Raw genomic sequence first — 15,733 nt, 5'->3', positions numbered from 1 at the left:
CGTGGAACACAGACCGTGGAGCTTGCACGATCCGGCCGCGTACGGCCAGCGTGAAGGCGCAGTCAGCTTGCCGCCGCTGGGGCTTCAGTCAGCCGCCGCCGCCGCGCGCAGCGCAGCGGCCCTGTCTGCGCCCAGATAGCGGGTGATCGCACGCCGCATCAGGTACAGCACCGGAATCAGGGCAATTGCAAAGCCCATCTTGTAGATGTAGTTGACGCTGCTGACGGCCAGGAACAGCGAGGTCGGCCAGTGCTGCGGGCCGAGCACGAAGGCGATCCAGATCACCACGAAGCTGTCCACCACCTGCGAGATCGCGGTGGACCCGGTCGCACGCAGCCACACGTGGCGCTCGCCGGTGGCCTGGCGGATGCGATGGAACACCGCCACGTCGATCAGCTGGCCGAGCAGGAAGGCCACCAGTGAACCGGCGATGGTCCACATGCCCTGGCCGAACACCGCTGCGAATGCGGCCTGGTAGTCCGGCACGCCGTGCCCGTCCATGGAGGTGACCCACCAGCTGGCCGGCGCCAGCGAGATCGCCGCGAAGGCGAACAGGAAGCCATAGGCGATCAGGACCACGGCCAGCCACGAGATGAAGCGCACGCCGCGCTTGCCGAAGAACTCGTTGATGGTGTCGGTCATGATGAACACCACCGGCCATAGCAGGGTGCCGGCGGTGAAGCTGAGCGAACCGGTCTGGCCGAACAGGTTCCAGTTCAGCGGATCGATGCCGAGGGTGTCTTCCAGCGCGAAGATCTTCACCCCGATCAGTTCGGCCAGCACTGCATTGCCGCAGAAGAACGCAGCCAGCACGATGAACAGCAGGACCGCGCGGTCCTGCAACGGGCGCTCGATCGGCGCCGCGGTCATTCGCTGCGATCGCCGGCGCGCGTGAACGGAACGCTGGACGGCGCGACGGCGCCGCCGGAAATGATGAAGCTCATGGCCTGGTCGACGGTCCAGTCGGTCGGGGTCAGCAGTTCCACCGGCACGATTTCCAGGTAACCCGAAGTCGGGTTCGGCGTGGTGGGCACGTACACCGCGGCCAGTTCACGGTCGGTGCCGTGTTCCTTGATCACGCGGGTGACCAGGCCGACCGACTTCATGTCGCGGTGCGGGAAGTCGATCAGCACCACGCGCTGGGTGCTGCCCGGTTCGGTCTGCAGCATGTCCAGCAGCTTCTTGGCGCTGTCGTAGATGATGCTGGCCAGCGGAATGCGCTTGATGACCGCGCCGACCCAGCGCAGCAGGCGCTGGCCCAGCACGCGGCGGCTGGCCACGCCCACCGCCAGGATCACCAGCAGGGTGGCCAGCAGGGCGATGGTGTTCTGGATCCACTCGGCCCGGACCCAGCCGAGGTAGTGCGGAAAGCTTGTCGCGATCTGCTCGGAAAGTGGCACCACCAACGGGCTGGAAATGCCCGACAGCAGCACGAACACGAACTTGACCACGACCCAGGTCAGCCAGATCGGCAGCAGGGTCAGCAGGCCGGTCAGGAACAGGCGCTGCAGGGAGGGGCGGGGGACCAGGGCGGGGGCTTCGAGCGACATGTGCGCATTGTAGCGGTCACGGCCGGTCGATTACGCTGGGCAATCGACTGCGGCAACGGCACATGGAAGGGAAGCTGTGTTGAAGATTCTGCGCGGACTGGGTTGGACCCTGGTAGGCCTTCTGGTGCTGGCCATCGTGGTGTGGTGCGCCTCGCGCATGTGGCCGGTGCCGGAATCGCGGCTACAGGCCCAGCAGCGCCTGCAGGCCCGCCTGCCTGTCCACGGCCACAACGGTTTTGCGCTGCTGTGGACGCTCGCGTTCGACGATCTGGACGCGCGCCAGCGCGAACAGGCCCTGGCCCGCGACGTGCAGCGTTGGGAGGCCGATCCGCGCGGCAATGGCGGCGCCGGACCGCAGCTGGCGGAGGACCATGACGCGCTGCGATCACGACCGGCGGCCAGCTGCGGGCCGACCGCCAGTGACTGCCTGGGCCAGGTGCGCGCCGACCCGCAGCGCTTCGTCGATGCCCACGCTGGCCACCAGCAGCTGCATGCGCGCCTGGACCAGCTGGCCGATGCGGACCACTTCGTGTCGCCATTCCGGCCCAAGGGCGACGGCATCCTGGTGCCGATGCCGACCTATGGCCTGATGATCGATGCCACCAGCGCACGCGCGCTGGCCTATGTGCAGGGCGATATCGACGGTGCGCTGCGTGGCAGTTGCAGGGGTCTTCAGCTGGGCCGGCGGCTGGTGACGGGCGGCAGTTACCTGGTGGAGAGCATCATCGGTGCCAGCCTGGTGCAGGCCAATGCCCAACTGCTGGCCGACATGCTGGTCGAACTGCCGGCCGACCATCCGTTGCCAGCGGAATGCGATCAGGCAATGCAGCCGATGCTGGCCGCCGAACAGAGCCTGTGCCGTGCGATGCAGGGTGAGTACGCGATGAGCCGGGCTGCGATCGAAACCTCGGCGCAGGAATTGGGCGGGGTGCTGGTACTGGATCGCAGCAGTACCCTGGCGCGCGCGGCGGGCAATCTGGGCTGGGCCTGCGGCGCGGCGGCGATGGCGGCGCTGGAAGCGGATCGCCCGCTGCCGGTGCCGGCACCGCCGCAGCATGACTTTGGCTGCCTGTCGAACATCCTGGGGTGCGTGCTGACCGATATTGCCCGCCCGGTCTATCCGGCCTATTCGTCACGGACCCAGGATGCCGCCGCGATGGTGCGGCTGATCGGCGCGCAGCGCTGGCTGCGGCAGCAGGCGCAGGATCCGGTGGATGCGCTGCAGCGCCTGCCTGCGCAGTTCCGCTCGCCGGTGCGGGCACCGCAGCTGTCGGCCGATGGCCGCCGTCTGCAGGTGCCGCGGCGTTCACCGTCGCGCAGCACCGACGAGAGCCCATGGCTGTCGGTGCCGCTGGTGATGGAGAACGCCCCGGCCGCTGCTGCGCGCGACTGAGCAGCGTCTCAGTCGCTGCCCGCCAGCGGATCGAATGCCCAGCCATCACCGATGGTCTGCAGCGTCCAGCGGCGGCGGCTGTGCAGGGCCTCCCAGTGCACGCTGTCCTTGTCGTCCTCGATGCTGCCTTCGCTCCGCTTTACCCTGCCGGTGGAGAAGTTCACGCTCACCGACTCGGTCTGCCCGGAATTGCGCATCACCGAATTCTGGTCGTAGCCGATCAGCGCAAAGGCATCGTCCTGCCAACGGAAGGTAAAGGCGGTCGTGCCCATTGACCAGCTGCCCGCGCTGGCGAATGAAAACAGTGCGACCTTCAGGGTGCCCCGCTGGATGCTGACGCCGCCGTCTTCGAGCGGGTCGCTCATCACCGGATTGTCCGGGCGCGGTATCAGCTGGTGGTCCTGCACCGCCAGCACATAGCCGGACGGGCGCGACCACGCCACGGCGAGAATGCGCGGGTTGCTGTCGTACGGCGAGGGACCCAAGCCATCGTGCTCGATGACGTTGCGTGGCGCCTGCTGACGCAGCACCAGCACCAGGTCCGCGCGGCCATCCTGGTCGAGATCGCCTTCGACGCTCGATTCAAGTGCCCAGCCCTGGGGGACGAAACCGGCGGCATTGGCCGCCTGGGCCGGCAGCGTCGGATACTGCACCGGTGGCAGGTCGAGGGCGTGGGTGGTGAAGGACAGCAGGGTCAGCAGTGTGGCAAGCGCATACGGGCGCATCGGAGCCTCCATGGCAGGGAGGCCGAGGATAGCGCGCGCGTGCTGGATCAGCGTGCGTGCGGCTTCAACCGCAGGTACACCTGCTTGCGTACCTGGGCGACCACTTCGCCGCTTTCGTCGACGACATCGTTGCTGAACCAGCGCAGCACCTTTTCGCCGCCGGCCGCTTCGGCACGCAGTTCAGCCAGCAGTGCATCATCGATGCGGAACGAAGTACGCACCGTGCCCCGGCCAGGCTTGAGGAAATCGATCGTACCGGCCCGGTCCCACACGTAATAGTCACGGCCGAGGATGTGCAGCAGGCCCAGCATCCAGAATGGATCGGTCATCGCGAACAGGCTGCCGCCGAAATGCGTGCCCACGTAATTGCGGTTCCACGGCCGCAGTCGCAGTGCCACGTCGATCTGACGGTAATCGGGCGTGATCCGGGTGACGTGGATGCCGGTGAACAGGAACGGCGGCCAGAGGTTGATGCCGAAGCGGAACAGGCGGGCGTTCATGCGGGTCCGGGGCGCGAGGCGAGGTGCCCAGTCTAACCATTCGCATGCGTATGTTGCACCCCGGGAGTCACGTCCCGCCGTCGATCATGAACCCGTCGCGGCCGTTGGCCTTGGCCTGGTAAAGGGCGGTGTCGGCGCCTTCCACGAAATGGTGCGGTTGCAGGTCACCGTCGGGCACGCGGGTGAATACCCCGATGGTGAGCGTGACGCCGTCATCGCTGCCGTCGCCCGGCGCCGGCAGTGCACGCACGCAGGCAATCAGGTCCTCGATCACCCGGCGCGCGCCCTCGGCCGGCGTATCCGGCAGCACCAGTGCGAATTCGTCGCCACCGTAGCGCGCCGCCATGTCGCGCGGGCGGCGCGCATGCGCGCCGATCAGGCGGGCGACATCACGCAGCACGCGGTCACCGACCTGGTGGCCATGGCGGTCGTTGTGGCGTTTGAAGTGGTCGACGTCGATCAGCGCCAGGCTCAATGGCTTGCCACTGCGCCGCGCGGCGTCGCATTCCTGCTGCAGTGACTGCTCGAAGCGCAGGCGGTTGCCCAGGCCGGTGAGGGCATCGCGGTTGGCCAGGCGGTGCCAGGCCGAGATCCGCCACACCGCCCAGACCAGCAGTGCCAGCACCACGCCCAGCATCGCGCTGGCCGGTGCCCACCACAGGTCACCGGTGCGCAGCAGCAGCCAGCTCAGCAGCGGCGGCATCGGCAGCGAACACAGCGCGACCAGCCACGGCAGGCGCAGGCCGAGCAGAATCACGCACAGCGCCACCAGCACGCCACTGATGGCGTGCTGCCAGGCGTGCGGCAGCACGTCGATCTGCTTGTGCTGCAGCAGCATCGAGGTGATGTTGGCCTGGTACTCGCTGCCGCTCATCCAGAACTCGCGGGTGGTCGGGGTCAGCAGGCGAGGCGCGATGCCGCTGGCCGTCATGCCGACCACGATGCGGCGGCCACGCAGCATCGCTCCATCCACGTGCCCATCGAGCACGTCCGCATAGGACACCTGCGGCAGCCGCTCGGGCGGGCCGGCGTAGCGCACGCGCACGTAATCATCGCGACGCCATTGATAGGGCGAGCCCAGCGCCGGGTCGGGGTCGGGCAGGCCGCGTACCGCACCCGCCGGCAGGTCGGCCAGTGCCAGGCCCAGTGCCGGCCAGTGCGGCCGTCCGATACCGGCGTGCAGATAGACGCCGCGGGCGACGCCGTCCCCATCCACCTCGACATCGGTGTGGCCGATCGCGGCGGCACTGGCGGCGATCTGCGGGATCGGCAGCATTTCCTCGGCCATGCGGTCGCCGGCCGCCGGTGCCGCCAGCACCGGCAGCACCACCCGGCCGTTGCGTCGGATCGCGGCCGCCAGCTCATCATCCTGGCGGCTGTCGCGACGGTCGGGTTCGGACAGCATCAGGTCCAGCGCAACGCGTTCGGCGCCGGCATCGGTCAGGCGGTCCAGCAGGCGGGCATGCACCGAGCGCGGCCAGGGCCACTGGCCGATACGCTGCAGGCTGCCTTCGTCGATGGCCACGATCAGCACGCTGGGGTCGGGGCGGTAGTCCCAGTTGCCGACCAGTGCGTCATAGGCCGCCTCGTCCTGCCGCCACAGCCATTGGCCCTGGCTGGCCACGATGGTCAGCACGCCGGCCAGCAGGGCCAGCAGGATCCGCTTCGACCATGGCAGCGGCGAGCGCCTCACAACAACAACCAGAGCAGCAGTGCACCGCCACCGGCGCCGTAGCACAGGCGGCATGGCAACGGGATCTGCTGGGCAGGGGAGAACTCGCCGGCGTGGCCGTCATCGTCGATGTACTGCACGCGCACGTGCAGCGTGCCGCTCCACGGGCGCTTGAAGCTCACCTGCGGCTGGGCCACGGTTTCATCGATCAATGGGGCCTTGAAGTCACCGCGGCGATCCACCTGCACCCGGTAGCGCTGGCCTTCGCTGCCGGCCTGCCAGCGCAGGGTGAGCTCGCCGTGCGCGGCCTCGGGCGGTTGCAGTGCAGGGTCCACCGGCTCGTTGCTCAGCTGCAGCGGCAGCGCCTGGCCATAGCGGCCCTGGTGGCCTTCGGCATCGCGCGAGGCCACGCGCCAGTAGTACTGTCCGGGCGGCAGCGGTTGCGCCAGGCGCAGGTCGGTCGCATGGGTAGCCTGCTCCTGCAGTGGCTGCCGGAAGCTGGGTTCGGCGGCGATCTGCAGCACGCTGCTGCGTGCACCGGGGGCCTGGCTCCAGCGGAAGCGCGGGCGGTCGCTGTTGATCGTCTGCCCATGCAGCGGCGATACGGTCAGCGGCGGCGGTGGCTGGTCACTGAGCTCGAAATCGGCGCTCGCATCCATGCCTTCGACGCCCTGTGCGTCGACCGCGCGCAACAGGAGGCGCAGCTGGCCGGGCGGCAGGTCGCCGATCGCCAACCGGGTGTCGGCGGTGGAGGTGGCGAACAGCAGGATCTCCGGCGTTGCCGCCTGCACCACTTCCACCCGGTAGTGATCGGCGCCAGTGACCGGTTCCCAGGCAAGCAGGGTCGGCAGCGGCGCCAGGCGCAGCGCGTCATTGCGCAGCGCCGGCGCCGGCAGCAGGGCCGAGACCGCGGCGGGGGCCGCATCGGCGCTGCTGCTGCGGGTGGACTGCCCCGGCCGTACCAGCCGCTGGCCATGGGGGTTGCCGACCTGCACCTTGCCCTGCAGGACCTCGGTGGCGCCGACGTGCCCTGTATCCCCGGCGCTGACCCGGAACACCGTGCCGCGCACGCTGCTGGTCGCGGTGGGTGCATCGATGATGTAGCGCGAGGCCGGGCCGCGCGCCGGCGTCACCCGGTTGCTGGCGCGCCCCTGCTGCAGGCGCAGGCGGGTGTCGACCATGCCGGTGTGGCCATAGCGGCTGAGCTGGTCCAGGCGCAGGCGCGAGTATTCGCGCAGCTGCAGGCGCGAGGCATCGGCAAATTCCAGCGTGATGCTGGAATCGCCCTCGGTTTCCACGGTGTCACCGATATGCAGCTGCTCGCCGGCCTGGAGCGCACGGGTCGCCGTGCCATCGGCACCGGACAGCTCGACCTTGCCGCGCACCGACAGCACCCGGGCCGGCGCCGGTTCGGTGCGCAGCCAGCTGATCGGGAAGCGCAGCAGCTGGCCCGGCGGCAACTGGTAGGGGTTGTCGATGCGGTTGTGCTGCTGCAGCTGCTGCCAGCGTACCGAGGGTTTCAGGTACAGCCCACCCAGGTCCCACAGGGTGTCGCCGGGCCGGACCCGGTAGTTCCAGTCCTGGGCGCCGGCGATGGCAGGCGGCAGGAGGAGGGCGCAGAGCAGGGCGCCCGTTAAACGCATGGCGAACGACAGAGAGCGGACGACGGTCACAGTTTGCAATCCCGGCAATGCGGGGGTGCAGCTGCAAGACCCCATGGCCCCGACCTCATCCCCCCGAACGGATCGTGGCGACCGCAAGGCCGCCAGCGCGCGCATTATTGCCCGCGTTCAGTGCAGGGATTCTGAACGGAGCGGGCTTCCGTTCAGAACAGCAGCGACGCCATCCTGCGGCGGTACTGGCCCACCAGGTCCTCGTCGGAGATCACATTGAAGGCGTCGATCAAGGCTTTGCGTGGCAGGCCCTCCTCGAATCCACGGTCGATCCGCAGCATTTCCAGGAACTGCGCCAGGGCGGCCTCGTCATGCCCGCCCAGCAGCAGCTGCACGCCGCGCAGGTGGCGGGCCTTGAGATCCTTGCCATCAGCGGCGATGCGGGCCTCCAGCACCTCGGCCGCCGGGGCATCCTTCAGCGCAGCGGCGAAGGCCAGGCGGGCACGGGCGCGCACGGCGCGGTCGTCGGTGGCCAGATTGGCCGGCAGGCCGTCGATCAGGGTACCGGCCTCGTCCACGCCGCCGATCTGCAGCAGGGCCAGGGCCAGGTCGAGCTTCAGCTCATCCTTGTCCGGCTCGGCGGCGATCTGCGCGCGCAGTACGTCGACCTGCGCCTGCGGGTCCAGCGGGGCTTCATCTTCAGGGGCGGCATCGCCGACATCGGCCGGCACGATGCCGTGCTGGGCCAGGAATTCACGCAGCTGGCCTTCCGGAATGGCGCCGGGGAAGCCGTCCACCAGCTGGCCGCCCTTGACCAGGAACACGGTGGGCACCGAGCGGATCTGGAAGGCCGCCGCGATCTGCTGTTCCTTGTCGACATCGACCTTGGCCAGCTCGAAAGCGCCGTTGTACTCGGCAGCCAGCTTTTCCAGCATCGGGCCCAGGGTCTTGCACGGCCCGCACCAGGTGGCCCAGAAGTCGACCAGCACCGGCGTCTGCAGCGACTTCTGCAGGACTTCGGCCTCGAAGGTCGCAGTGGTGGCGTCGAATACGTAGGTCGTCTCGGTCATGGGGGAGGCATCGCTTGGCATCTGGAGACCGATTCTATGGTGACGATCGATGTCGGTCTCAACCCTGCGATCACGGAGTACGCCCTCGAGTGGTGCTGGCGGGCCGGCAGGGGCGCAGTGCAGCGAGTGGATCACCCACTAGCCGGAGGCGACAGGCTTCGATGGGGAGGCGCGCTTGCGACAGGGCGGAACTGCCATGCATCGAGCATCACGGTAGGCGCAGCAGGCGGATATTGAAGTGCTCTGGAATGCGCCGCGCTTGGCGCATCGCGCCGCTGCCGCGACAATGCCGTGGTCCATTCCTTTCCGGGTGATTGCGCGCAATGTCCGTGGTCCGGCTTGATCGTTGGTTGGGGCTGCTTGCGGCAGTCGTATTCGTCCTGGCCGTGGCCGGCTTCGGTGCCGGCCTGGACGGCTATGCCCAGGCTCGCCACCCGGTGGCGCTGCTGGGTGCGCGCGGTGTACCGCATGCGCTGGCCTTCAATCTGCTGGGTTTCGTGCTGCCCGGCGTGCTGGCGGTGGCGGTGGCTGAGCGCCTGCGCCGCAGTCTGCCGGCCACTGCTGGCTGGGCGCCACGGGTCGGCAGCCAGATGCTGCTGCTGGCCGGTCTGGCCTTTGCCGCGATGGGGCTGCTGCCACTGGACGTGGATGACCTGCATGGGCCCGCCAGCCAGCTGCATGCCAGCGCCTGGATGATCTGGGTGCTGGGTTTCGTCGCCGGCACCGTGCTGCTGGGCGTGTCCCATCTGCGCCAGGCGCATGGCCGGGCCTCGGGCGCAGTGGCCCTGGGCTGCGGCGTGCTGGCCGCGCTGGCGGCGTTCGCCCTGCAGGGCACACTGCCGGCGCCGATGGCACAACGGCTCGCGTTCGCCTGCTGGCTGGTCTGGCTGGCGGCGGCCCTGCCGCTGTCGCGCCCGCGCTGAGACGCCTCCCCGAGCGCCGCGGCGCCGGCGTCCGGCAGGCAGGATTGGAGCCATTTGCCGCACTGCGGTACGCTGTACCGCTTTGCCGCCGCATCCGCGTGTTCCATGACCAGCGCTGAAACCAACGCCTACGACCCGCAGCAGGTTGAATCCGCCGCCCAGCAGTACTGGGACGCCACCCGTGCCTTCGAGGTCGACGAGACTTCGGACAAGCCGAAGTACTACTGCCTGTCGATGCTTCCGTACCCGTCCGGTGCGCTGCACATGGGCCACGTGCGCAATTACACGATCGGCGACGTGATCAGCCGCTACAAGCGCATGACCGGCCACAACGTGCTGCAGCCGATGGGCTGGGACGCGTTCGGCCTGCCGGCGGAAAACGCTGCGATCAAGAACAAGACCGCGCCGGCGGCGTGGACCTACAAGAACATCGACCACATGCGCAGCCAGCTGAAGTCGCTGGGCTATGCCATCGACTGGTCGCGCGAGTTCGCCACCTGCCGTCCGGACTATTACGTCCACGAGCAGCGCATGTTCACCCGCCTGATGCGCAAGGGCCTGGCCTACCGCCGCAACGCGGTGGTGAACTGGGACCCGGTCGACCAGACCGTGCTGGCCAACGAGCAGGTCATCGACGGCCGCGGCTGGCGCTCGGGCGCCCTGGTCGAGAAGCGCGAGATCCCGCAGTGGTTCCTGCGCATCACCGACTACGCCCAGGAACTGCTGGATGGCCTGGACGAGCTGGACGGCTGGCCGGAATCGGTCAAGACCATGCAGCGCAACTGGATCGGCCGTTCCGAGGGCCTGGAGATCCAGTTCGATGTGCGCGATGTCGATGGCAGCGCGCTGGACCCGCTGCGCGTGTTCACCACCCGCCCGGACACGGTGATGGGCGTGACCTTCGTGTCGATCGCTGCCGAACACCCGCTGGCGCTGCATGCGGCGAAGAACAATCCGGAACTGGCCGCGCTGCTGGCCGACCTGAAGCAGGGCGGTGTGTCCGAGGCTGAACTGGAAACCCAGGAAAAGCGCGGCATGGACACCGGCCTGCGCGCGCTGCATCCGGTCACCGGCGAGCCGGTCCCGGTGTGGGTCGCCAATTTCGTGCTGATGGGCTACGGCACCGGCGCGGTGATGGCGGTGCCGGGCCACGACCAGCGCGACAATGAAGTGGCCAACAAGTACGGCCTGCCGATCAAGCAGGTGATCGCGCTGAAGGACCCGCGCACTGAAGAAGAGCGCAACTGGGACGGTAGCCGCTGGCAGGACTGGTACAGCGACAAGAGCCGTGCCTTCGAACTGGTCAACTCGGCCGAATTCGACGGCCTGGACTTCCAGGGCGCCTTTGAAGCCCTGGCCGAACGTTTCGAGCGCAAGGCCCAGGGCCAGCGCCGCGTCAACTACCGCCTGCGCGACTGGGGCGTGAGCCGCCAGCGCTACTGGGGCTGCCCGATTCCGGTGATCTACTGCGCCAAGTGCGGCGCAGTGCCAGTGCCGGAAGAACAGCTTCCGGTGGTGCTGCCGGAGGACGTGGCGTTCTCCGGCACCGGTTCGCCGATCAAGACCGACCCGGAATGGCGCAAGACCACCTGCCCGGAATGCGGCGGCGCGGCCGAGCGCGAGACCGACACCTTCGACACCTTCATGGAGTCGAGCTGGTACTACGCCCGCTACACCTCGCCGGGTGCCCGTGATGCGGTCGACAAGCGCGGCAACTACTGGCTGCCGGTGGACCAGTACATCGGTGGCATCGAGCACGCGATCCTGCACCTGATGTATTTCCGCTTCTACCACAAGCTGCTGCGCGACGCGCGGATGGTGGACAGCAACGAACCGGCGCGCAACCTGCTGTGCCAGGGCATGGTGATCGCCGAAACCTATTACCGCCCGAACCCGGACGGCTCGAAGGACTGGATCAACCCGGCCGACGTGGAAGTACAGCGCGACGAGCGCGGCCGCATCACCGGCGCCACCCTGATCGCCGACGGCCAGCCGGTGGTGGTCGGTGGTACCGAGAAGATGTCCAAGTCGAAGAACAACGGCGTGGACCCGCAGGCGATGGTCGGCAAGTACGGCGCCGATACCGTGCGCCTGTTCTCGATGTTCGCCGCACCGCCGGAACAGTCGCTGGAGTGGAACGAAGCCGGCGTGGACGGCATGGCCCGCTTCCTGCGCCGCCTCTGGGCCCAGGTGCAGAAGCACGCTGCCGACGGTGCCGCCCCGGCACTGGATGCCGCGGCGCTGGATGCCAACCAGAAGGCGCTGCGCCGCAAGACCCATGAAACCATCGGCAAGGTCGGTGACGACTATGGCCGCCGCCACAGCTTCAATACCGCGATCGCTGCGGTGATGGAGCTGATGAACGCGCTGGCCAAGTTCGAGGATGGCAGCGAGCAGGGCCGCGCGGTGCGCCAGGAAGCGCTGCAGGCGATCGTGCTGCTGCTCAACCCGATCACCCCGCATGCCAGCCACGCCCTGTGGCAGGTGCTGGGTCATGGCGAGACGCTGCTGGAAGACCAGCCGTTCCCGCAGGCCGACAGCAGCGCGCTGGTGCGCGATGCGCTGACCCTGGCGGTGCAGGTCAACGGCAAGCTGCGTGGCACCATCGAGGTGGCGGCCGATGCCGCGCGCGAGCAGGTCGAGGCGCTGGCCCTGGCCGAGCCCAACGCGGCCAGGTTCATGGAAGGCCTGACGGTGCGCAAGATCATCATCGTCCCGGGCAAGATCGTGAACATCGTCGCTGCCTGATGTCCCCGGCACCGGTCACCCGCGCGGTGGCCGGTGCCATTCCATGAGCAGGGCCGGGCGCCTGATGGCCCTGCATTCACGCGGCTTCGGGCACGCTGTGTGTTGCCGTGATCGCCCGGCTCCGCCAGACTGTCTCCATGACCCGAATCCTGCTTGCCCTCGTTCTTGTCCTCGGCCTCGCCGGCTGCGGTTTCCATCTGCGCAACAAGCTGATGCTGCCGACCGACACTGCCCCGGTGAAGGTGGTCTCCACCGCCCCGTACAGTGAACTGGTCAAGCTGCTCAACCGCAGCCTGCTGGCCTCCGGTGCCAAGCTGGCCGATGAGGACAGCAAGGGACCCAACGCCCAGCTGCAGGTGCTGTCCGAGCGCTGGGGTGACCTGCCGATCGCCATCGACTCGCAGGGCCGCGCACAGGAATACAGCCTGCGCTACGCGGTGATCTTCATCTTCCGTCGCGAGGATGGCAGCGAACTGGTGCCGCAGCAGGTGATCGAACTGTCGCGCGACTATGTGTCGCCGCCGACCGACGCCACCGGTACCACCACCGAACGCGAAATCCTGGCCACGGAGCTGCGCCGGGAAATGTCCGCCTCGATCATCCGCCGTATCGACAGCGTGGTCCGCGCCGAGATCGAGAAGGGCGGCAGCCTGTCCGCGCCGAAGGCCAAGCCGATCGAGGGTGCGGTGCCGGCCGCCGACGTCAAGCACTGAGCGGCAGCGACGATGGAACTGCGTCCGGAGCAGCTGGCCAGCCAGGGCGCTGACACCCCGTTGGCGCCGGTGTACCTGATCGCAGGCCCGGAAACCCTGCGCGTGCTGGAGGCGGCAGATGCCGTCCGCGCGCGCGCGCGCGCCTCCGGCATCGGCGAACGCGAAGTGTTCGACGCCGACGGGCGGGATTTCGACTGGAACCAGCTCGACGCCAGCTTCAATGCGCCCAGCCTGTTCAGCGCCCGCCGCCTGGTCGAGGTGCGCCTGCCCAGCGGCAAGCCCGGCAAGGACGGCGCCGAAGTGATCAGCCAGTTCTGCGCCAATCCGGCGCCGGACGTGGTGCTGATGATCACCGCCAATGAATGGAGCAAGGCCCATCAGGGCAAGTGGGCCGAGGCGGTCAGCCGCATCGGCGTGCTGTCGGTGGCCTGGGCGATCAAGCCGCACGAACTGCCGGACTGGATCGAGCGCCGCCTGCGCGGCAAGGGCCTGCGTGCCGACCCGGCCGCCGTGCAGCGCCTGGCCGAGCGGGTGGAGGGCAACCTGCTGGCCGCCGCCCAGGAAATCGACAAGCTGGCGCTGTTGGCCGATGGCCAGCCGCTGGATGTGGAGCGGATGGAATCGCTGGTGGCTGACGCTGCCCGCTACGACGTGTTCCGGCTGGTGGAGGCGACGTTCTCCGGCCAGCCGCCGGCCGTACTGCGCATGCTGGCTGGCCTGCGCGGCGAAGGCGAAGCGGTGGCCGCACTGATGCCGATCGTGATCCGAGAACTGCTGGCCGGTGCCGGCCTGGCCCGTGTGCAGGCCCGTGGCGGCAACCTGGCCGCCGAAATGAAATCGCGTGGCATCTGGGAATCACGGCAGGCGCCCTACAAGCGCGCGCTGCAGCGGCACCCGGAAGGCAAGCGCTGGGAACGCTTCGTGGCCGAAGCCGGGCTGGTCGACCGCATCGCCAAGGGGCGGGCCGACGGCGATGCCTGGCTGGCGCTGGAGCGCCTGCTGGTGGCCGTGGCCGAACCGCGTGCCGTGCGCCTGCTGGCGCGGGCCTGAGCGATGAGCCTGCGGATCTATTACGGGGGCACCTTCGATCCGGTGCACCTGGGGCATCTGGCAATCGCGCGAGCCGCGCGGGACGAACTGCAGGTGGCCGTGCGCATGTTGCCGGCAGGCGATCCGCCGCACCGTGCGGTGCCCGGCGCCACCGCCGAGCAGCGCTGCACCATGTTGTCGCTGGCCATCGGCGACGAGCCGGGCCTGCTGCTGGACCGTCGTGAACTGGACCGTGCCACGCGCTATCCCGGTCGTCCGTCCTACACCGTCGATACCCTGCGCGAGCTGCGTGGCGAGCTGGGCCCAAGCCGGCCCCTGGCCTGGCTGGTGGGCGCCGACAGCCTGCTGGGCCTGTCCGGCTGGCACGAATGGGAGGCCCTGTTCGGGCTGGCCCACTTCGTGGTGGCCGAGCGGCCGGGCAGCCCGCTGCAGGCGTCGATCGACGGTGAACTGGGGCGTGCCCTGCAGGGGCGCTGGGCCGACAACGAACAGGCCCTGTTCGCCAGCCCGGCCGGGCGCATCCTGCGCCTGCACCACCCGCTGCGCGAGGAATCGGCCAGCGCCGTGCGCTCGCAGATCGCCGCCGGTGGCCCCTGGCGCGCCCTGCTGCCGCCGGCCGTCGCGGACTACGTCGCTGCACACGGGCTGTACCGCCCGGCCACAGCGTGAATGGCGCCGCCGTGCCATCCCCGTATAATCGCCCCCACGTTTATCGAGTCGATCCACTTTGAGCAACCAGACCCAGCCCCAGACCATCAAGGTCGATCTGCCCAGCCCGCCGCCGTCCGTGCCGGAACTGCTGGCCAGCGTCCGCCAAGCCACCGAAGACCTGAAGGCCAAGGACCTGGTCGAGATCGACGTGCGCGGCCGGTCCAGCGTTGCCGACTACATGATCGTCGTTTCGGGCACCTCGACCCGCCACGTCAAGTCGATCGCCGATGAAGTCGTGCGCTTCGCCAAGAACATCGACGTGATGCCGCTGGGTGTTGAAGGCGAGCGCGAAGCCGAGTGGGTGCTGGTCGATCTGGGCGACGTGATCGTCCACGTGATGCTGCCGCGCGTGCGTGAGTTCTACGCCCTCGAGCGCCTGTGGACCGTTGGCGACCAGCCGCCGTCCAGCGACGACGAAGTGGCCTGAGCCGCACGTTGATGCATCCCTTCGACGGCGCCGATGGCGCCGTCGACGTTTTGGAGGACCGTGTAGATGAAAGCCCGCCTGATCGCCACCGGTGAACGCGCGCCCAGCTGGGTCGCGCAGGGCTTCGCCGAGTACCAGAAGCGGCTGTCGCACTGGCTGCCGTTCGAGCTGGTGGAAATCGAGCCCGGCTTGCGCGGCAAGGGACGTGATCCGCGCCGCGCCACTGAAGAGGAAGGCAAGCGGGTCATCGCTGCGCTGCCGAAGAACGCCTATGTGGTGGCACTGGATGTGCCAGGACGACAGCTGAGTTCCGAACAGCTGGCACAGCGCCTGGAGCATTGGCGCGGGCAGGGCCGCGACCTGGCGTTCCTGATTGGTGGCCCGGAAGGGCATTCGCCGGAGGTGTCCGCGCTGGCCGATGAGAAGTGGTCGATCGGACCGCTGACGCTGCCGCACATGCTGGTGCGCCTGGTGGTGGCCGAGCAGCTGTATCGGGCCGCCGCAATGATTGCCAATCACCCCTACCATCGCGCGTGAAGAGTGGTTATACTAGTCGTCTGCCCGAATAGCTCAGCCGGTTAGAGCACTTGACTGTTAATCAGGGGGTCGTTGGTTCGAGTCCAACTTCGGGCGCCACC

At 68.6% G+C, this 15,733-nt stretch carries 15 protein-coding genes and 1 tRNA gene; 9 read left to right on the top strand and 7 right to left on the bottom strand.

Annotation, left to right across the window (positions count from 1 at the left end):
• Positions 1 to 84 precede the first annotated feature (84 nt).
• Both AC5P7F_RS02665 and AC5P7F_RS02660 read right to left on the bottom strand, forming a co-directional pair.
• A complete protein-coding gene (locus tag AC5P7F_RS02665; RefSeq protein ID WP_126411235.1) occupies positions 85 to 870 on the bottom strand; it encodes a queuosine precursor transporter in 786 nt (261 codons plus the stop codon).
• Positions 867 to 1,550, bottom strand: coding sequence for a DUF502 domain-containing protein (locus tag AC5P7F_RS02660; RefSeq protein ID WP_014647956.1), 684 nt, complete (start codon positions 1,548 to 1,550; stop codon positions 867 to 869). The genes AC5P7F_RS02665 and AC5P7F_RS02660 overlap by 4 nt, the downstream gene beginning before the upstream one ends.
• A gap of 76 nt (positions 1,551 to 1,626) precedes the next feature.
• Here AC5P7F_RS02660 and AC5P7F_RS02655 point away from each other — a divergent pair, with 76 nt between their 5' ends.
• Positions 1,627 to 2,943, top strand: a complete 1,317-nt coding sequence (locus AC5P7F_RS02655) for a hypothetical protein (RefSeq protein ID WP_197641335.1) — start codon at positions 1,627 to 1,629, stop codon at positions 2,941 to 2,943.
• 8 nt (positions 2,944 to 2,951) lie between these two features.
• Here the strand turns inward: AC5P7F_RS02655 and AC5P7F_RS02650 are convergent, their stop codons facing one another.
• The 5 genes from AC5P7F_RS02650 to trxA form a co-directional block, all read right to left on the bottom strand.
• Positions 2,952 to 3,668: a hypothetical protein gene (locus AC5P7F_RS02650; protein WP_126411233.1), complete on the bottom strand. Its 717-nt coding sequence runs from the start codon at positions 3,666 to 3,668 to the stop codon at positions 2,952 to 2,954.
• A 47-nt stretch (positions 3,669 to 3,715) separates the two neighbouring features.
• On the bottom strand, positions 3,716 to 4,168 hold the full coding sequence (locus tag AC5P7F_RS02645; RefSeq protein ID WP_134809158.1) for a DUF4442 domain-containing protein: 453 nt from the start codon (positions 4,166 to 4,168) through the stop codon (positions 3,716 to 3,718).
• 67 nt (positions 4,169 to 4,235) lie between these two features.
• Positions 4,236 to 5,861: a CHASE2 domain-containing protein gene (locus tag AC5P7F_RS02640; protein ID WP_164077471.1), complete on the bottom strand. Its 1,626-nt coding sequence runs from the start codon at positions 5,859 to 5,861 to the stop codon at positions 4,236 to 4,238.
• A complete protein-coding gene (locus AC5P7F_RS02635) occupies positions 5,858 to 7,558 on the bottom strand; it encodes a FecR family protein (protein ID WP_069116171.1) in 1,701 nt (566 codons plus the stop codon). Before AC5P7F_RS02635 ends, AC5P7F_RS02640 begins: the two co-directional genes overlap by 4 nt.
• Positions 7,559 to 7,665: 107 nt before the next feature.
• Positions 7,666 to 8,523 carry a thioredoxin gene (gene trxA / locus AC5P7F_RS02630; protein WP_164077470.1) on the bottom strand — a complete coding sequence of 286 codons (858 nt, stop codon included), beginning with the start codon at positions 8,521 to 8,523 and terminating at the stop codon, positions 7,666 to 7,668.
• A gap of 323 nt (positions 8,524 to 8,846) precedes the next feature.
• Between trxA and AC5P7F_RS02625 the strand changes: the two genes are divergently transcribed.
• The 8 genes from AC5P7F_RS02625 (at position 8,847) to AC5P7F_RS02590 (ending at position 15,731) form a co-directional block, all read left to right on the top strand.
• Entirely contained in the window at positions 8,847 to 9,446 is a 600-nt protein-coding gene (locus AC5P7F_RS02625) for a DUF998 domain-containing protein (RefSeq protein WP_046431876.1), read from the top strand.
• Between the two features lie 105 nt (positions 9,447 to 9,551).
• Complete coding sequence (gene leuS / locus AC5P7F_RS02620) at positions 9,552 to 12,194, top strand: leucine--tRNA ligase (protein WP_164077469.1); 2,643 nt, start codon at positions 9,552 to 9,554, stop codon at positions 12,192 to 12,194.
• A 137-nt stretch (positions 12,195 to 12,331) separates the two neighbouring features.
• Positions 12,332 to 12,907: an LPS-assembly lipoprotein LptE gene (locus AC5P7F_RS02615; RefSeq protein ID WP_032961942.1), complete on the top strand. Its 576-nt coding sequence runs from the start codon at positions 12,332 to 12,334 to the stop codon at positions 12,905 to 12,907.
• Positions 12,908 to 12,919: 12 nt separating this feature from the next.
• A complete protein-coding gene (gene holA / locus AC5P7F_RS02610; RefSeq protein WP_032961944.1) occupies positions 12,920 to 13,957 on the top strand; it encodes a DNA polymerase III subunit delta in 1,038 nt (345 codons plus the stop codon).
• Between the two features lie 3 nt (positions 13,958 to 13,960).
• Positions 13,961 to 14,626, top strand: coding sequence for a nicotinate-nucleotide adenylyltransferase (gene nadD / locus AC5P7F_RS02605; RefSeq protein WP_014647945.1), 666 nt, complete (start codon positions 13,961 to 13,963; stop codon positions 14,624 to 14,626).
• Positions 14,627 to 14,684: 58 nt separating this feature from the next.
• Positions 14,685 to 15,095 carry a ribosome silencing factor gene (gene rsfS, locus AC5P7F_RS02600; protein ID WP_005418109.1) on the top strand — a complete coding sequence of 137 codons (411 nt, stop codon included), beginning with the start codon at positions 14,685 to 14,687 and terminating at the stop codon, positions 15,093 to 15,095.
• Positions 15,096 to 15,161: 66 nt separating this feature from the next.
• Entirely contained in the window at positions 15,162 to 15,632 is a 471-nt protein-coding gene (gene rlmH / locus AC5P7F_RS02595) for a 23S rRNA (pseudouridine(1915)-N(3))-methyltransferase RlmH (protein WP_014647944.1), read from the top strand.
• A gap of 22 nt (positions 15,633 to 15,654) precedes the next feature.
• Positions 15,655 to 15,731, top strand: a tRNA-Asn gene (locus AC5P7F_RS02590).
• The last annotated feature ends 2 nt before the right edge of the window (positions 15,732 to 15,733 follow it).

The organism is Stenotrophomonas sp. YJH_SMC_105-26 (genome assembly GCF_059368915.1).
This window is presented reverse-complemented; position numbering and strand designations above follow the sequence as displayed.